The 14,297-nt window shown below is 71.0% G+C and carries 19 protein-coding genes; 13 read left to right on the plus strand and 6 right to left on the minus strand.

Features of this window, described 5'->3' with window-relative positions:
• Positions 1 to 8: 8 nt before the first annotated feature.
• The 5 genes from ftsB (at position 9) to H9L17_RS12740 (ending at position 3,225) form a co-directional block, all read left to right on the plus strand.
• The gene (gene ftsB / locus H9L17_RS12720; RefSeq protein WP_187569801.1) at positions 9 to 371 is read left to right on the plus strand and encodes a cell division protein FtsB; all 363 of its coding nucleotides are present in this window, start codon (positions 9 to 11) and stop codon (positions 369 to 371) included.
• The gene (gene ispD / locus H9L17_RS12725; RefSeq protein ID WP_187569802.1) at positions 368 to 1,060 is read left to right on the plus strand and encodes a 2-C-methyl-D-erythritol 4-phosphate cytidylyltransferase; all 693 of its coding nucleotides are present in this window, start codon (positions 368 to 370) and stop codon (positions 1,058 to 1,060) included. The genes ftsB and ispD overlap by 4 nt, the downstream gene beginning before the upstream one ends.
• Before the next feature lie 73 nt (positions 1,061 to 1,133).
• Complete coding sequence (gene ispF, locus H9L17_RS12730) at positions 1,134 to 1,613, plus strand: 2-C-methyl-D-erythritol 2,4-cyclodiphosphate synthase (RefSeq protein WP_187569803.1); 480 nt, start codon at positions 1,134 to 1,136, stop codon at positions 1,611 to 1,613.
• Entirely contained in the window at positions 1,610 to 2,635 is a 1,026-nt protein-coding gene (gene truD / locus H9L17_RS12735; RefSeq protein WP_187569804.1) for a tRNA pseudouridine(13) synthase TruD, read from the plus strand. Before ispF ends, truD begins: the two co-directional genes overlap by 4 nt.
• Positions 2,632 to 3,225: a DUF3267 domain-containing protein gene (locus H9L17_RS12740; RefSeq protein WP_187569805.1), complete on the plus strand. Its 594-nt coding sequence runs from the start codon at positions 2,632 to 2,634 to the stop codon at positions 3,223 to 3,225. Before truD ends, H9L17_RS12740 begins: the two co-directional genes overlap by 4 nt.
• 1 nt (position 3,226) lies before the next feature.
• On the opposite strand, the gene H9L17_RS12745 is transcribed toward H9L17_RS12740, so the two are convergent.
• A complete protein-coding gene (locus H9L17_RS12745; protein ID WP_187569806.1) occupies positions 3,227 to 3,793 on the minus strand; it encodes a Smr/MutS family protein in 567 nt (188 codons plus the stop codon).
• Between the two features lie 71 nt (positions 3,794 to 3,864).
• Here H9L17_RS12745 and surE point away from each other — a divergent pair, with 71 nt between their 5' ends.
• The 5 genes from surE to H9L17_RS16155 all read left to right on the plus strand — a co-directional run bounded on the left by surE (position 3,865) and on the right by H9L17_RS16155 (position 6,952).
• Positions 3,865 to 4,653, plus strand: coding sequence for a 5'/3'-nucleotidase SurE (gene surE, locus H9L17_RS12750; RefSeq protein WP_187569807.1), 789 nt, complete (start codon positions 3,865 to 3,867; stop codon positions 4,651 to 4,653).
• A complete protein-coding gene (locus H9L17_RS12755; protein ID WP_187569808.1) occupies positions 4,650 to 5,330 on the plus strand; it encodes a protein-L-isoaspartate(D-aspartate) O-methyltransferase in 681 nt (226 codons plus the stop codon). Before surE ends, H9L17_RS12755 begins: the two co-directional genes overlap by 4 nt.
• Complete coding sequence (locus H9L17_RS12760; protein ID WP_187569809.1) at positions 5,327 to 5,941, plus strand: YqaA family protein; 615 nt, start codon at positions 5,327 to 5,329, stop codon at positions 5,939 to 5,941. Before H9L17_RS12755 ends, H9L17_RS12760 begins: the two co-directional genes overlap by 4 nt.
• A gap of 8 nt (positions 5,942 to 5,949) precedes the next feature.
• Positions 5,950 to 6,744: a peptidoglycan DD-metalloendopeptidase family protein gene (locus H9L17_RS12765; protein WP_425507344.1), complete on the plus strand. Its 795-nt coding sequence runs from the start codon at positions 5,950 to 5,952 to the stop codon at positions 6,742 to 6,744.
• 76 nt (positions 6,745 to 6,820) lie between these two features.
• On the plus strand, positions 6,821 to 6,952 hold the full coding sequence (locus H9L17_RS16155; protein ID WP_281401890.1) for a hypothetical protein: 132 nt from the start codon (positions 6,821 to 6,823) through the stop codon (positions 6,950 to 6,952).
• Positions 6,953 to 7,029: 77 nt separating this feature from the next.
• On the opposite strand, the gene H9L17_RS12775 is transcribed toward H9L17_RS16155, so the two are convergent.
• Genes H9L17_RS12775 through purM form a run of 3 tightly spaced genes read right to left on the minus strand, consistent with a single transcriptional unit; the run spans position 7,030 to position 9,537 of the window.
• Positions 7,030 to 7,710, minus strand: a complete 681-nt coding sequence (locus tag H9L17_RS12775; RefSeq protein WP_187569811.1) for a DUF3108 domain-containing protein — start codon at positions 7,708 to 7,710, stop codon at positions 7,030 to 7,032.
• A gap of 40 nt (positions 7,711 to 7,750) precedes the next feature.
• Positions 7,751 to 8,395 carry a phosphoribosylglycinamide formyltransferase gene (gene purN, locus H9L17_RS12780; protein ID WP_187569812.1) on the minus strand — a complete coding sequence of 215 codons (645 nt, stop codon included), beginning with the start codon at positions 8,393 to 8,395 and terminating at the stop codon, positions 7,751 to 7,753.
• A gap of 8 nt (positions 8,396 to 8,403) precedes the next feature.
• Positions 8,404 to 9,537, minus strand: coding sequence for a phosphoribosylformylglycinamidine cyclo-ligase (gene purM / locus H9L17_RS12785; RefSeq protein WP_187569813.1), 1,134 nt, complete (start codon positions 9,535 to 9,537; stop codon positions 8,404 to 8,406).
• A gap of 37 nt (positions 9,538 to 9,574) precedes the next feature.
• Between purM and H9L17_RS12790 the strand changes: the two genes are divergently transcribed.
• The 3 genes from H9L17_RS12790 to hda are packed head-to-tail and all read left to right on the plus strand — an operon-like array spanning position 9,575 to position 12,550.
• Positions 9,575 to 10,687, plus strand: a complete 1,113-nt coding sequence (locus H9L17_RS12790; protein WP_187569814.1) for a DUF2066 domain-containing protein — start codon at positions 9,575 to 9,577, stop codon at positions 10,685 to 10,687.
• A 2-nt stretch (positions 10,688 to 10,689) separates the two neighbouring features.
• Entirely contained in the window at positions 10,690 to 11,838 is a 1,149-nt protein-coding gene (locus H9L17_RS12795) for an AI-2E family transporter (RefSeq protein WP_187569815.1), read from the plus strand.
• A gap of 4 nt (positions 11,839 to 11,842) precedes the next feature.
• Entirely contained in the window at positions 11,843 to 12,550 is a 708-nt protein-coding gene (hda, locus tag H9L17_RS12800; protein ID WP_187569816.1) for a DnaA regulatory inactivator Hda, read from the plus strand.
• A gap of 25 nt (positions 12,551 to 12,575) precedes the next feature.
• On the opposite strand, the gene murU is transcribed toward hda, so the two are convergent.
• Together murU and H9L17_RS12810 are read right to left on the minus strand one after the other, a co-directional pair.
• Positions 12,576 to 13,289: an N-acetylmuramate alpha-1-phosphate uridylyltransferase MurU gene (gene murU, locus H9L17_RS12805; RefSeq protein ID WP_187569817.1), complete on the minus strand. Its 714-nt coding sequence runs from the start codon at positions 13,287 to 13,289 to the stop codon at positions 12,576 to 12,578.
• A complete protein-coding gene (locus H9L17_RS12810) occupies positions 13,286 to 14,293 on the minus strand; it encodes an aminoglycoside phosphotransferase family protein (protein ID WP_187569818.1) in 1,008 nt (335 codons plus the stop codon). Before H9L17_RS12810 ends, murU begins: the two co-directional genes overlap by 4 nt.
• Between the last annotated feature and the right edge of the window lie 4 nt (positions 14,294 to 14,297).

Below are 14,297 nucleotides of genomic sequence, written 5' to 3' on the forward strand. Positions count from 1 at the left end.
GAACGCGGGTGAAGTCCGTCGGCGTACTGCTGCTGGCGCTCGCGCTGCTGCTGGCGGCGCTGCAGTACAAGCTCTGGTACGGCAACGGCGGCCAGCGCGAAGTGGACGCCTTGCGGGTGCAGGTGGCCGCGCAGGAGGCCGAGAACCGCAAGCTGCAGGCGCGCAACGACGCGCTGGCGGCGGAAGTCGCCGATCTCAAGGCCGGCGGCGAGGCGGTGGAGGAGCGCGCGCGCAGCGAGCTGGGCATGGTCAAGCCGGGCGAGACGTTCTACCGGGTGATCGACGGCGCGCAGGCGCCCGCCGCGCCCGTCGCGCCTGCGCCGATTGAGCCAACACCGTCGCCCGCGGACGACGACGGCACGACGCCATGAGCTGGGCGCTGGTGCCCGCCGCCGGCAGCGGGCGCCGCTTCGGCGGCGAGGTGCCCAAGCAATACCTGCATGCGGCCGGCAAGCCGCTGATCGAACACGCGCTGGACGCGCTGCTGGCGCATCCGCGCATCGACGGCGCGGTCGTCGCGCTGGCGGAAGGCGATCCGCGCTGGCCCGGCTGGACGTCGCTGCACGGCAAGCCGGTGATCGCCTGCATCGGCGGCGGTGAGCGCGCCGATTCGGTGCTGGCCGCGCTGCGCGCGCTGCCGGACGGCGTGGCCGACGACGAACTTCTGCTGGTGCACGATGCCGCGCGTCCCAACCTGCGCGGGGACGACATCGACAGGCTGATCGACGCCGCAATGATCTGCGCAGACGGCGCCATCCTCGCCGCGCCGGTGCGCGACACGCTCAAGCGCGCCGATGCCGAAGTGCACATCGCCGTTACCGAACCGCGCGGCGGCCTGTGGCGCGCGCTGACCCCGCAGGCCTTCCGCCGCGGCCTCTTGCTGCGCGCGCTGGAAGCGGCACGGGCCACGGGCGCCGCCGTCACCGACGAGGCGATGGCGGTCGAGCGGCTGGGCCTGCATCCCGCGCTGGTCGAAGGCCGCGAGGACAATCTGAAAGTCACCACGCCGGCGGATCTGGCGCTGGTGGAGTTCCTGCTGCAATCGAGACTGTCGTCCTGAGCGCAGCGTAAAGACCACTTTTTCATCGACAACAGATTCTCCGCTTCGTTCGAATGACGACAATGGAGTCGAAATGAACATCCGCATCGGCCAAGGCTTCGACGTACATGCCTTCGGCGACGGCGATCACGTGATGCTGGGCGGCGTGCGCATTGCGCACGAACGCGGCGTGCTGGCGCATTCCGACGGCGACGTGGCGCTGCACGCGCTGTGCGATGCCATCCTAGGCGCGCTGACGCTAGGGGACATCGGCATCCATTTCCCACCGTCCGATGCGCGCTGGAAGGGGGCGGACAGCCGCGCCTTCGTGCGCCATTGCGACGCGCTGATCCGCGAGCGTGGCTGGCGGGTGGGCAATTGCGACGTCACCGTGGTTTGCGAGCGGCCCAAGGTCGGCCCGCACGCGCAGGCGATGCGCGAGTTGATCGCAGCCGATCTCGGCATCGACATGGATGCGGTGAGCGTGAAGGCGACCACCAGCGAGAAGCTGGGCTTCACCGGGCGCGGCGAGGGCATTGCGGCGCAGGCCGTGTGTCTGTTGGTGCGGGCGTGATGGAATTGCCGCGCGCCCACGGCGAGCCGGTGCTGGCTGCGCGCATCCGCACGCAGGCGGAAGATTTCTTCGTCGAGGAACTTCCGGGCTTCGAGCCCAGTGGCGCGGGCGAACACCTGCTGCTGACGGTCGAGAAGCGCGGCATGAATACCGCGTTCGCCGCGAAGACCATCGCGCAGTGGGCCGGGGTGGACGAATCGGCGATCGGCTATGCCGGCTTGAAGGATCGTCACGCCGTCACCCGCCAGCGTTTCAGCGTCTGGTTGCCGAAGAAGATCGCGCCCGATATCGACGCCTTGCAGTCGGACGAGCTGCGCGTGCTGGCGCATGCCTGGCATTCCCGCAAGCTGCCGCGCGGTGCGCTGGCCGGCAACCGCTTCGTGCTGGCGCTGCGCGAAGTATCGGGCGAGCGCGAGGCTGTCGAGGCGCGGCTGTCCGCAATCGCGTGGCGCGGCGTTCCCAACTATTTCGGCGAGCAGCGCTTCGGCCGCGGCGGCAACAACGTGCAGCAGGCGGTGGCGATGTTCGCCGGCCGCCGGGTGAAGCGCGAGGAACGCACGATGCTGCTGTCCGCCGCGCGCTCGGAGTTGTTCAACCGGGTGCTGGCCGCGCGCGTCGAGGCCGGCAGCTGGGACGCCGCGCTCGACGGCGAGGTGTGGATGCTGGATGGCAGCCGCAGCGTGTTCGGGCCCGAAGCGATGACGCCGGAATTGCAGGCGCGGCTGGAAGCGTTCGACATCCATCCCACCGGCTCGCTGTGGGGCGAGGGCGAATTGCGCAGCGCCGGTGCGGCGCGCGAAGTCGAACTTGCGGCCATGCAGGGCGATACCGCCGGCCGCTTGCGTGTCGGGCTGGAGCGCGCGGGCCTGAAGCAGGAACGCCGCGCGCTGCGCCTGCGGCCGGCGGAGCTGGCTTGGACGTGGCGCGAGGACGGCGCGCTGGAGCTGCGCTTCGCGCTGCCGCCGGGGTGCTATGCGACGACGGTGCTGCGCGAGCTGGGCGACATCGTGGACATGCAATGAGGTGGCATCGGGAGAACGGCATACCCGATAACCCCGATTTCGAACCGGCCCTCGAGGGCGGATGGACAGCTTTGCAGGAGCCGGCGCCCGAGAAGCTGCAGCTTTATGCATTGGTGCCGATGGCATTGACCCTGCCGTTGTTCGCGCTTGCATGGCTGTGGCTGCTGCACGCCTCTGCCAGAGATTTCGGCGCGATTGGTGCATTGACGGGCCTGCTGGTGGTGCTGCCGTTAGTGGTGGTGCACGAGGGCATCCACTTGTTGCTCCATCCCGGTCAGGGGCGTTCGTCGCAGAGTGTGCTTGGCGGCAGCAGCAAGCACGCCATTCTCTATGCGTTGTATTTCGGCGAAATGAGCCGCGCCCGGTATCTGGTGATGCTGCTGGGGCCGTTTGTCGTGCTCAGCATCCTGCCGTTGGGGATATGCGCGATCGCCGGGAAGTTCCATCCGCTGCCTGCGCTGACCTCGCTATGGAACACCCTGTTCGCTTGCGGCGACCTGCTTGGCGCATGGTTGATCCTGCGCGGCTCTCCGCCCGGCGCGCGGTTGCGTAACCGCGGCTACCACACTTGGTGGCGGATGCCATCCTGATTCATTCGCGCTTGAGCAGCACCAGCACCGCCCCGGTGCCGCCCTGCGAGGCGGGGGGCGAATGGAACGCCAGCACGTCCGCACGCTGGCGCAGCAGTCGATCCACCAGGTTCTTCAGCACCGGCAGCCGCTCCTCGGAATTGCGGCCCTTGCCGTGCACGATCCGCACGCAGCCCAGCCCATGCTGGCGGCAGTCGCGCAGGAACTCGCGCAGCAGCGCCTCGGCGGCCTGCGCGGGCAGGCCGTGCAGGTCGAGTTCCTCCTGCGCCGCGTATTCGCCGCGCGCGAGTTTCTTCAGCACGCAAGGGGTGATTTCGTCGCGTCGGTAGCTCAATGCGTCGCCCGCTTCCAGCGCGGACACCAGCATGTGGCGGAATTCCTCGCGCGCGGCGTCCTCGTCGCGGCGGGCCATCTTCGCGGACGGTTTCGGCTTGGGCGCTGCGGGCGGCGGCGGGGCCTGCGGCAGCGCGCGCACCTTGCCGGCGTCGGCGCCAATGGCGGCGCGGAACAGGGTGGCGTCGTCGCGGTTGTCCTGCTCGGGTGGAATGTCGGGCGGAGCCTTGCGCATTGGCGCAGGTTACCGCGAAGCGCCGGCGGCATCCGGTATCATGGCTGCATGCAGAATGTTCCGATGCCGTGATGCGGGTCCTGGTCAGCAACGACGACGGCGTCGACGCCCCCGGCATCCACGCGCTGGCCCAGGGGCTGCGCGAGGCCGGCCACGAAGTGGTGATGGTGGCGCCCGACCGCGACCGCAGCGGCGCCAGCAATTCGCTGACGCTGGACGCGCCGATCCGGGTGGTGCAGCTCGACGAGCGCACCTGGAAGGTCTACGGCACGCCCACCGACTGCGTGCACGTGGCGGTCACCGGCATGCTGGAGGCGCTGGGGCTGGAACCGGACATCGTGGTCTCCGGCATCAACAACACCGCCAACCTCGGCGACGACGTGATCTATTCCGGCACCGTGGCGGCGGCGATGGAAGGCCGCTTCCTGGGCCTGCCGGCGGTGGCGATGTCGCTGGTGACGGAAGGCCACAAGGGCCGCCACTACGAGAGCGCCGCGCGCGCGGCGGTGGAGATCGTCGAGCGCTTGCGCCGCGATCCGCTGCCGGCGTCCACCATCCTCAACGTCAACGTGCCGGACCTGCCGTGGGACGAGATCCGCGGCTTCGAGACCAGCCGCCTGGGCCATCGCCATCGCGCCGAGCCGTGCATGCCGCAGGAAGATCCGCGCGGCCGGCAGTGGTGGTGGATCGGCGCTGCCGGCGACGAGCAGGACGCCGGCCCCGGCACCGATTTCCACGCGGTGCGCAGCAGCAACATCGCGATCACCCCGATCCACGTCGACCTCACCCGCTACCAGGCGCTGGAGCAGGTGGCCGGCTGGGTCGGCGGGCTGGCCGCGTCGCTGGAGGCGCAGCCGTGATCGCGCGCCTGCGCCTGCAACCGGCCGACGTGGGCATGGGACTGACCGGGCAGCGCGTGCGCGACCGGCTGATCGACGACCTGCGCAAGGGCGGGATCACCGACGAGCGCGTGCTCAACGCGATCCGCACCGTGCCGCGCCACCAGTTCGTCGACGAGGCGCTGGCCTCGCGCGCCTACGAGAACAACGCGCTGCCGATCGGCCACGGCCAGACCATCTCGCAGCCGTACGTGGTGGCGAAGATGACCGAGGCCCTGCTCGCCGCGTCGCCGAAGAAGGTGCTGGAAGTCGGCACTGGTTCCGGCTACCAGGCGGCGGTGCTGGCCGCGCTGGGGCTGGAAGTGTTCACCGTCGAGCGCATCGGCGACCTGCTGCGCACCGCGCGCAAGCGCTTCCGCAGCCTGGGCCTGCACGTGCGCAGCAAGCACGACGACGGCCGTATCGGCTGGCCGGAGGAAGCGCCGTTCGACGCGATCATCGTCACCGCCGCCGGCTCCGCGCTGGTGGACGCGCTGGTCGCCCAACTCGCGCCCGGCGGCGTGCTGGTGGCGCCGGTGGGCGCGGCCGGCGGGCAGTCGCTGCTGTGCCTGCGCAAGGACGCCGACGGCGGCGTCGCGCAGGAAGACCTGGGCGCGGTGGTGTTCGTGCCGCTGCTGTCGGGGTTGACCGACCGATGAAACTGTTCGGCCCGCTCTACCAGCGCGCGCTGGCGTGGTCGCGGCATCCGAAGGCGCCGGCGCTGCTGGGCGGCCTGAGCTTCGCCGAGGCCATCGTGTTCCCGGTGATGCCGGAAGTGATGCTGGCGCCGATGTGCCTGGCGCAGCCGAAGCGCGCGTTCCGCTTCGCCAGCATCAGCTTGCTGTTCTCGCTGCTGGGCGCGGTGGTCGGCTACCTGCTGGGCCATTACGCCTACGAGGCGGTCAAGCCGATGCTGGCCGCGCTGGGCTGGCTGGGCCGGATCGACGCCGAGGTGGCGCAGCTGCGCGAGATCGTCGCGCATTCGCCGTGGAAGGCGTTCTGGCTGCTGGTGCTGGCCGGGTTCACGCCGATCCCGCTGAAGATCTTCACCTGGGCCAGCGGCGTGGTCGGCGTGCCGATGCTGCCGTTCCTGGCGGCGATGCTGGTCGGACGCGGCAAGCGCGTCTACCTGCTGGCGCTGGTGATCCGGCTGGGCGGCGAGCGCGCCGAACGCGCGCTGCACCGCTGGATCGAACACCTGGGCTGGGCGGCGATGCTGCTGGTGGCGGCGCTGGCCGGTTGGCTGCTGTTGCGCGGGCATGCGGCATGATGGGCGGCATGTGCATGCGCCGGGTCGTCGTCATCGCCATCGCCATCGGGCTGCTCGCCGGCTGCGGCCGCAGCCGGGTGGTGCGCGAATATCCGCACAAGGGCGGCCGCGTGAATGCGTCGAGCACGGCGCTGCCGCCGGTGCGCATTTCGCAGCCGAAGTACGGCGCCACCGCGGTGGTGCAGAAGGGCCAGACGGTCTACCGCATCGCCACCGAGAACGGCATCACCGCGCTCGATCTGGCGCTGTGGAACGACATCCCGCCGCCGTACACGATCCATCCGGGGCAGCGCCTGCGGCTGTATCCGCGCGACGGGCGCGAGGCGACCGTCGCGTCGTCCGCCGGCACCAAGGCGCCGCCCGCATCGACGCCGCGGCCCTCCACATCGGCTCCGGTTGCAACGCCCTCCGCGCCGACGGCGACCGCCAGCAACCTGGGCTGGCGCTGGCCCGCGGACGGCGCCGTGGCCAGTACGTTCGCGTCCGGCGATCCGACCCGGCAGGGCATCGACATCGCCGGCAAGTCCGGCCAGCCGGTGCGCGCGGCCGCCGACGGCGTGGTGGTGTATTCCGGTTCCGGGCTGGTCGGCTACGGCGAGCTCGTCATCGTCAAGCACAACGAGCAGTGGCTGTCGGCCTATGGCCACAACCGCGCGCGGCTGGTGAACGAGGGCGCGCTGGTCAAGGCCGGGCAGCAGATCGCGGAAATGGGCCGCAGCGGCGCATCGCGCGACATGCTGCACTTCGAGATCCGCTACAACGGCAAGCCGGTCGATCCGACGGCGTACCTGCCGAAGAAATGATCGCGACCGGGGCGCTGCACTGGCCGGGTCGCTTGGGGACTTCGTTGAACTCGCGCTGCTCGTAGCCGGCGTTGCGGTGCTCGTCATCGGCTACCGCAGGAACGACCGCAACCTGTTGCTTGCCGCAGCGATCCTGCTCCTGCTCGCCGGTGCGCTCGGCGGCATGGTGGAGGGATTCCTGGAAGGCTGGCGGCAGACCGCTGGATAGGCGCGGCGTTCAATCAAGCGGCTGCGGCAGCGATGTGCCGCTGCCGGTCGGCGTTTGCAGCTCGGAGCGCAGCGCCCTCAGCGCAGCGACTTCAGCGTCAGATCCAGCTCGTCGCTGCCGTTCTTGCGCTGCAGGATGCGCGCCGGCGTGGGCAGGCCCTCGACGATCCACACGATCACCTGCTTGTCGTCGGTGTTGCGCGCCACCTTGGTGGCGGTGCGCGACTGCCCCTGCACGGTGATGGTTTCCTTGCCGAGGTTCTGGTAGCTCTGCGCGCGTGCGGTGCCGTTGTCCACCAGCCGGTAGTTCAGCGGCTTGCCGGCGGCCACGTCGCGGACCAAGGCGAGATTGAGCAGCATGCCGTCGAGGTCGCCGTCCTGCAGCTTGACCGGGCCGGCGCGGTCGGGCTTCACGTCGCCGCTCCAGCGCGCCTCGCGCTGCGCCCAGTCGTAGACGGCATTCTTCTGCGAGCCCTTCTTGAACACGATCTGGGTGACGTCGCTGCCGGACAGCGGGCGGAAGGTGCCGCCGCGCTCTTCGAACACGGTGCTCTGGCGCGTGCTGCCCAGCGGATTCTCGACGGTCAGCGCGTAGTTCCAGCGGTTGCCGCCGGCTTGGCTCAGGCTGATCTGCGCGTTGGCCTGCACGCTTTTCCAGCTGGCCGTGTAATCGGCCACGAACGGCTTCACCGCCGCCCACGACGGAGCGGCGGCCAGCAGCAGCGGGAGGAGGAGGGCGGGGCGAAGAAGCGTGTTCATGGGGCAACCGTCTGTCTGTATCGCCGGCGCAAGCGCACGGTCAGGTTGGGGCCGACTCTAGCGGGAGCGGCGTAAACAAGGGATGACCATCCAGGGTCGCCTGGCCGTTCCGTTCAGCAAGCCGGCCGGCCGCGGCCAGCCGCAGCACCTGCAGCAGCAGCGGGTGCTCGACCGACAGCACGCGCGCGGCCAGCGCGTCGGCGTCGTCGCCCGCCCGCACCGGCACGCGCGCCTGGGCGATCACCGCGCCGGCGTCCAGCTCCGCGGTCACGAAATGCACGCTGGCGCCGTGCTCGGCGTCGCCGGCCTCGAGCGCGCGCTGGTGGGTGTGCAGGCCCTTGTACAACGGCAGCAGCGAGGGATGGATGTTGAGCAGGCGGCCGTGGAAGCGCCGCACGAAGTCTTCGCCGAGGATGCGCATGTAGCCCACGCAGACCACCCAGTCCGGTTCCACCGCGTCCACCGCGTCCGCCAGCGTCGCGTCGAAAGCGGCGCGGCCGCCGCAGGATTTCGGCGTGCGCGACCAGCGCAGCGCTTCCGGCACGCGCTGCAACGCCTGCGCGTCGGGCCTGTCGGAGAACACGCCGACCACCCGTGCATCCAGCGCGCCGGCGGCGATGGCGTCGAGGATGGCCTGCAGGTTGCTGCCGCGCCCGGAGGCGAGGATGGCGAGGCGGGCGGTCATGCGGGCGGTCAGGAAATGCGCAGGCGTTCGCCGTCGCCCGCGTGGGCCACGACCTGGCCGATCTGCCAGTGGGCGAGGCCGAGGCGGTCGAGGTCGGCCTCGGCGGCGGAGGCATCGCCGGGCGACACCATCAGCACGAAGCCGACGCCGCAGTTGAAGGTGCGCCACATTTCCTCGCGGGCCACGTTGCCCTCGCGCCGCAGCCAGTCGAACACCGCCGGCAGCGGCCAGGACGAGGTGTCGATCTCCAGTCCATAGCCGTTGGGCACCACGCGGATGATCTTCTCCACCAGCGCGCCGCCGGTGACGTGGGCCATCGCGTGGATGTCGTGCTTTGCCAGCAGCTCCAGCACCGGCTTGACGTAGATGCGGGTCGGCTCCATCAGCGCGTTGGCCAGCTTCACGCCACCGAGGTCGAGGTCGAGTGGGTTGCCGGCGCGTTCGAGGATCCTGCGGACCAGCGAATAGCCGTTGGAATGCGGGCCGCTGGAGGCGATGCCGATCAGCACGTCGCCCGCGCGCACCTTGCTGGAGTCGACCAGCTTCGACTTCTCCACCGCGCCGACGGTGAAGCCGGCCAGGTCGTATTCGCCCGGCGGGTACATGTCCGGCATCTCGGCGGTTTCGCCGCCGATCAGCGCGCAGCCGGCGATTTCGCAGCCTTTCGCGATGCCGGCGACGACCTGCACAGTGGTTTCGACGTCGAGCTTGCCGGTAGCGAAATAGTCGAGGAAGAACAGCGGCTCGGCGCCCTGCACCAGCACGTCGTTCACGCACATCGCCACCAGGTCCTGGCCGATGGTGTCGTGGCGGTTCAGCTGCTTGGCGAGGATGAGCTTCGTGCCCACGCCGTCGGTGCCGGACACCAGCACCGGCTCCTTGTAGCGGCCGGCGAGGTCGAACAGGCCACCGAACAGGCCGACGCCGCCCAGCACCTCGGGGCGCATCGTGCGGCGGACCAGCGGCTTGATGCGTTCGACGACCTCGTTGCCGGCGTCGATGTCGACGCCCGCGTCTCGGTAGGTCAGGCCGGGGGAGGAAGGCGAGGATGGCGTCACGGCGGACTCGTGCGGGCGTGTGAAGCGCAATTTTAACAGCCGCGCGCCCCGGACATGGACGCGCCCGCCCGCCTGCGGCACCATTTCGGGGCAAGGCCGGGTTGTCCGGCGAGGAATCGCGATGCAAGCAAGGCCGCAACGGACGACGTGCTGGTGGATGGGCCTGCTGTGGGCGGCGCTGTGCCTGCTGCCCGTGGCCACGGCGCTGGCGCAGCGCACCGAGGGCGACCGCGCCGCCGCGCGCGGCGCCTACGAAGCCGAGGTGACGGTGCGCAACCAGACCGACGGCGAGCGCGACAAGGCGTTCGCGCGGGCGCTGGCGCAGGTACTGGGCAACGTCACCGGCGACCGCACGGCGGCCCAGCGCGACGGCATGCGCGAGGAGCTGGCCCGCGCCGACGAATACGTGGACGGCTACGACTACCGGCAGGACGAGGGCGTCTCGGCCACCGGTGCGCCCAGCTTCCAGACCATGCTGGTGGTGCGCTTCAAGCAGGACGACGTGGACGACCTGGTGTCGATGTTCGGCCTGCCGAGCTGGCCGCAGCCGCGCCCGAAGCCGGTGCTGTGGCTCGCCATCGACGATGGCAGCGGGCCGCGCCTGGTCGGGCTGGGGCAGGTGAACGCGGCGCGCTCGGTGCTGGACGCGGCCAAGTCGCGCGGCTACGCGCTGGGGCTGCCGGCGGGCAGCGCGGCCGAGCAGGCGGCGGTGGGCGCGATCTGGCGCGGCGACACCGCCGCCATCGCCTCGCTGTCGAAGCGCTACAGCCCGCCGATGCAGCTGATCGGCAAATTGCAGCGCAGCGCCGGCGGCTGGCGCGCGGACTGGACCTTCGTGGACAACGGCAAGGTGCTGGCGAACTGGCAGAACAGCAGCGCCGACGCGCGCCGGGCGATGGCCGGCGGCGCGGAAGGCGCGGCCGACGCGCTGTTCAAGCGCTACGCCAGGACCGGCGACGCCGGCCCGCCCGGGCTGTACCGAGTGCGCATCCTCGGCATCCACGGCGCCGACGACTACCTGCGTCTGGCCGGCTACCTGGACGGCATCTCCATCGTCCGCCGCGTCGCGCCCGCCAGCGCCACGCCGGACGCGCTGGAGCTGGACCTGGAGCTGGCCTCCGGCATCGCCAATTTCGCCCGCTACGTGGGCCGCGGCGGCGTGCTGTCGCCGGTGGCCGGCACGGACGGCGAGACGGGCGGCGCGCCGGCCACGTTCCGTTTGGGCGGAGCCTGAGCATGCATCGCGACGAGGACCTCGCCACCATCGCCACGTTCTATCGGCGCGTGCAGTGGACCGCGCTGGGCCTGGGCGTGCTGTGGGTGGTCTGGCTGCTGGCGCCGATCCTCAGCCCGTTCGTGTTCGCCGCGCTGCTGGGCTGGCTGGGCGACCCGATGGTGGACCGGCTGGAGGCGCGCCGGTTCAGCCGCAACACCGCGGTGATCCTGGTGTTCAGCGTGATGACGCTGCTGCTGGCGATCATCGCCGTGCTGCTGGTGCCGCTGCTGGAGCAGCAGATCGTCACCCTGGTCGAATCGCTGCCGCGCTACCGCGACTGGCTGGTGCAGACCGCATTGCCGTGGGTCGAACACCGCACCGGCCTGCAGATCCTGTCGTGGCTCGATCCCGAGCGCCTGTTCCAGCTGATCCGCGAGCACTGGCAGAGCGCCGGCGGGGTCGCCGCCGCGGTGCTGGGCTACGTCTCGCGCTCCGGCTTCGCGCTGATGGGCTGGCTGGCCAACATCGTGCTGCTGCCGGTGCTGACCTTCTTCTTCCTGCGCGACTGGGACCTAATCGTCGAGCGGGTCGGCGCGCTGGTGCCGCGCGACCACTTCGACACCGTGCGCCGGCTGGCGCTGGAATCCAACGAGGTGCTGGGCGGCTTCCTGCGCGGCCAGCTCACGGTGATGCTGATCCTCGGCGTGCTGTACGCCATCGGCCTGTGGGCGGTTGGCCTGAACCTCGGCATCCTGATCGGGCTGGTCGCCGGCCTGCTGACCTTCGTGCCCTACCTGGGGCCGGCGTCGATCGTGATCTTCGGCGGCATCGCCGCGCTGGTGCAGTTCGGCGACTGGCAGCACCTGGCCGGCGTGGCGGTGGTGTTCACGGTCGGCCAGATCATCGAGAGCTACTGGCTGACGCCGAAGCTGGTCGGCGACAAGATCGGCCTGCATCCGATGGCGGTGATCTTCGCGGTGATGGCCGGCGGCACGCTGTTCGGCTTCCTCGGCATGCTGCTGGCGCTGCCGGTGGCGGCGGTGGTCAACGTGCTGCTGCGCTACGCGCAGGAGCGCTACCGGCACAGCCGCCTGTACGCGGGCGACACCCCCGGCATCCTGCTGGACGCGCAGCTCCCGGCGGCGGACGAAGACGGCACGCCGGACTGAGGCCATGAGCGATCTGGTTCCGCAGCTTCCGCTGGCGCTGCGCGCGCCGCCGGACCAGCGCCTGTCGCGCTACGTCGATGCGCCCGCGGGCCTGCCGGACGCGCTGCGCGCGCTGGCCGCCGGCGCCTCGACCGGAGGCGTCTACCTGCACGGCGCGCACGCCACCGGCAAGACCCATCTGCTGCTGGCGACCTGCGCGGAAGCGGAAGACGCCGGCCTGCGCGCGGCCTACCTGGCGCTGCGCGGCCTGCGCGGGCGCGTGCGCGACGCGGCGGACGGGCTGGACGCCGCCGACCTGCTGGCGCTCGACGACGTGGACGCGATCGCCGGCAGCCGCGAGGACGAAATCGCGCTGTTCGATCTGCACAACCGCCTGCGCGACGCCGGCCGCGGCCTGCTGTACGCGGCGGCCGACGCGCCGGACGCGCTGGGGCTGGTCCTGCCGGACCTGCGCTCGCGGCTGGCGCAATGCGCGCGCTGGGCGCTGCCGGTGCTGGGCGATGCCGGTCGCGCGGAGCTGCTGCGCCAGCGCGCCGCCGCACGCGGGCTGGACTTCGACGATGCCGCGCTGGAGTGGCTGCTGCGCCGCGCCAGCCGCGACCTCGGCAGCCTGACCGCCATCTTCGAGCGGCTGGACCGTGCCTCGCTGGCGGCGCAGCGGCGCTTGACCGTGCCGTTTTTGCGGCAGGTGCTGGAAGCCGATCAGGCTTAGGCGCGCTCCGCCCGGTACGGCGCGACTACGGCGAGCTGGAATTCGGCCGCAGTTCGGCGTCGAGCCGCGCCAGCCGCTCCGGCGTGCCCACGTCCGTCCACCGGCTGCGATGGTGTTCGCCGCCGATGCCGCCTTCGGCCATGTGCGCGCGCAGGATCGGGGCGAGCGGGAACTTCGGCTTGCCGTTGGCGATGGCCGGTTCGGGAATCACGTCGCGCCAGCCGTCCAGCAACTGCGGGCGGTACACGCCGATGCCGGCGTAGGTGAGCTTGTGCTCGCCGTCGGCGCGCACGCAGCCGTCCGCATCCAGTGCGAAATCCCCGTGCGTCGCCTGCGGCGGCCGATCCACCATGACCAGGTGCGCCAGCCCGCGCGGCTCGCGCGGCAGGCGGGCGAAGTCGTAGTCCGTCCACACGTCGCCATTGACCAGCAGGAAGGGAGCATTGCCCAGCAGCGGCAGCGCGGCGAGCATGCCGCCGCCGGTTTCCAGCGGCGTGTCGCCCTCGTATGCGTAGGCGATGCGCAGGTTCCAGCGCGAACCGTCGCCCAATGCCGCCGGGAACTGCTGCGCCAGCCACGAGGTGTTGACGACGACCTCGCGGATGTCGAGCGCGGCCAGCTTCTCCAGATGCCACTCGATCAGCGGCTTGCCGCCGACGTGCAGCAGCGGTTTGGGCGTGGCATCGGTCAACGGACGCATGCGCTCGCCGAGGCCGGCGGCGAAGATGAGGGCCTTCATGCGGCCACCCGCGCGAACGCGGGCTTGACCGTGCGTTCCAGCAGCTCGCGCAACGGATCGAGCTCGCGGTACTTCGGCACCACCGCGTCGAGGTAGGCGAGAAAGCGCGGCGCGTCGGTGAGGTAGCGCGGCTTGCCATCGCGATGGTGCAGGCGGGCGAAGATGCCGAGGATCTTCAGGTGCCGCTGCACGCCGCACCAATCGGTGTCGCGCAGGAACAGGTCGAGCGCCGGAACCGGCAGCCCCGCGTCGGCGGCGCGCGCGTGGTAGCGGCGCAGCCAACCATCGACGCGCGCTTCCGGCCAGCTCAGGAAGGCGTCGCGCAGCAGGCTCACCGGATCGTAGGCGATCGGGCCCAGCACCAGGTCCTGGAAGTCCAGCACCGCCGGACCGCCTTCGACAGGCATCAGGTTGCGCGGCATGTAGTCGCGGTGCGTCGGCACGCGCGGCTGCGCCAGCATGGTGTCCATCAGCCGGCGCTGCGCGAGTTGCAGGCGCTCGACGTCGCCGCAGTCCAGTTCGAGACCGAGATGGCGGCGCAGGAACCATTCCTCGAACAGCCCGGCGTCGCGCTGCAGCAGCGCTTCGCCGAACGCGGGGAAGTCCGCCGGCAGCGCCAGCGATTGCAGCCGCACCAGCTGCGCGATGGCGGCGTCCATATGCGCATCGGCATTCGCGTCGTCGATCACCTGCGCCACGGTCGGGCCGCCGAAGTCTTCCAGCAGCAGGAAACCGGCGTCGACGTCGCGCGCCAGCACCCGCGGCACGCGCACGCCGCCGGCGTCGAGCAGGTCGCGCACGCGCAGCCACGGCCGCACGTCCTCCTTGTCCGGCGGCGAATCCATCACGATCCGCGAAGGCCCCGCGCCGACGCTGCGCCAGTAGCTGCGGAAGCCGGCGTCGGTGGAGGCGCGTTCCAGCGCGGCGCCGCTGTCGCCCAGCGCGTCGCGCGCCCAAGCCAAGCGTTGCGCGGCGCGCGGGTCGTGGAGTGCGGGTTCGCTCATGCGC

The organism is Thermomonas brevis, assembly GCF_014395425.1.
In the GTDB taxonomy this organism is placed as follows: domain Bacteria; phylum Pseudomonadota; class Gammaproteobacteria; order Xanthomonadales; family Xanthomonadaceae; genus Thermomonas; species Thermomonas brevis.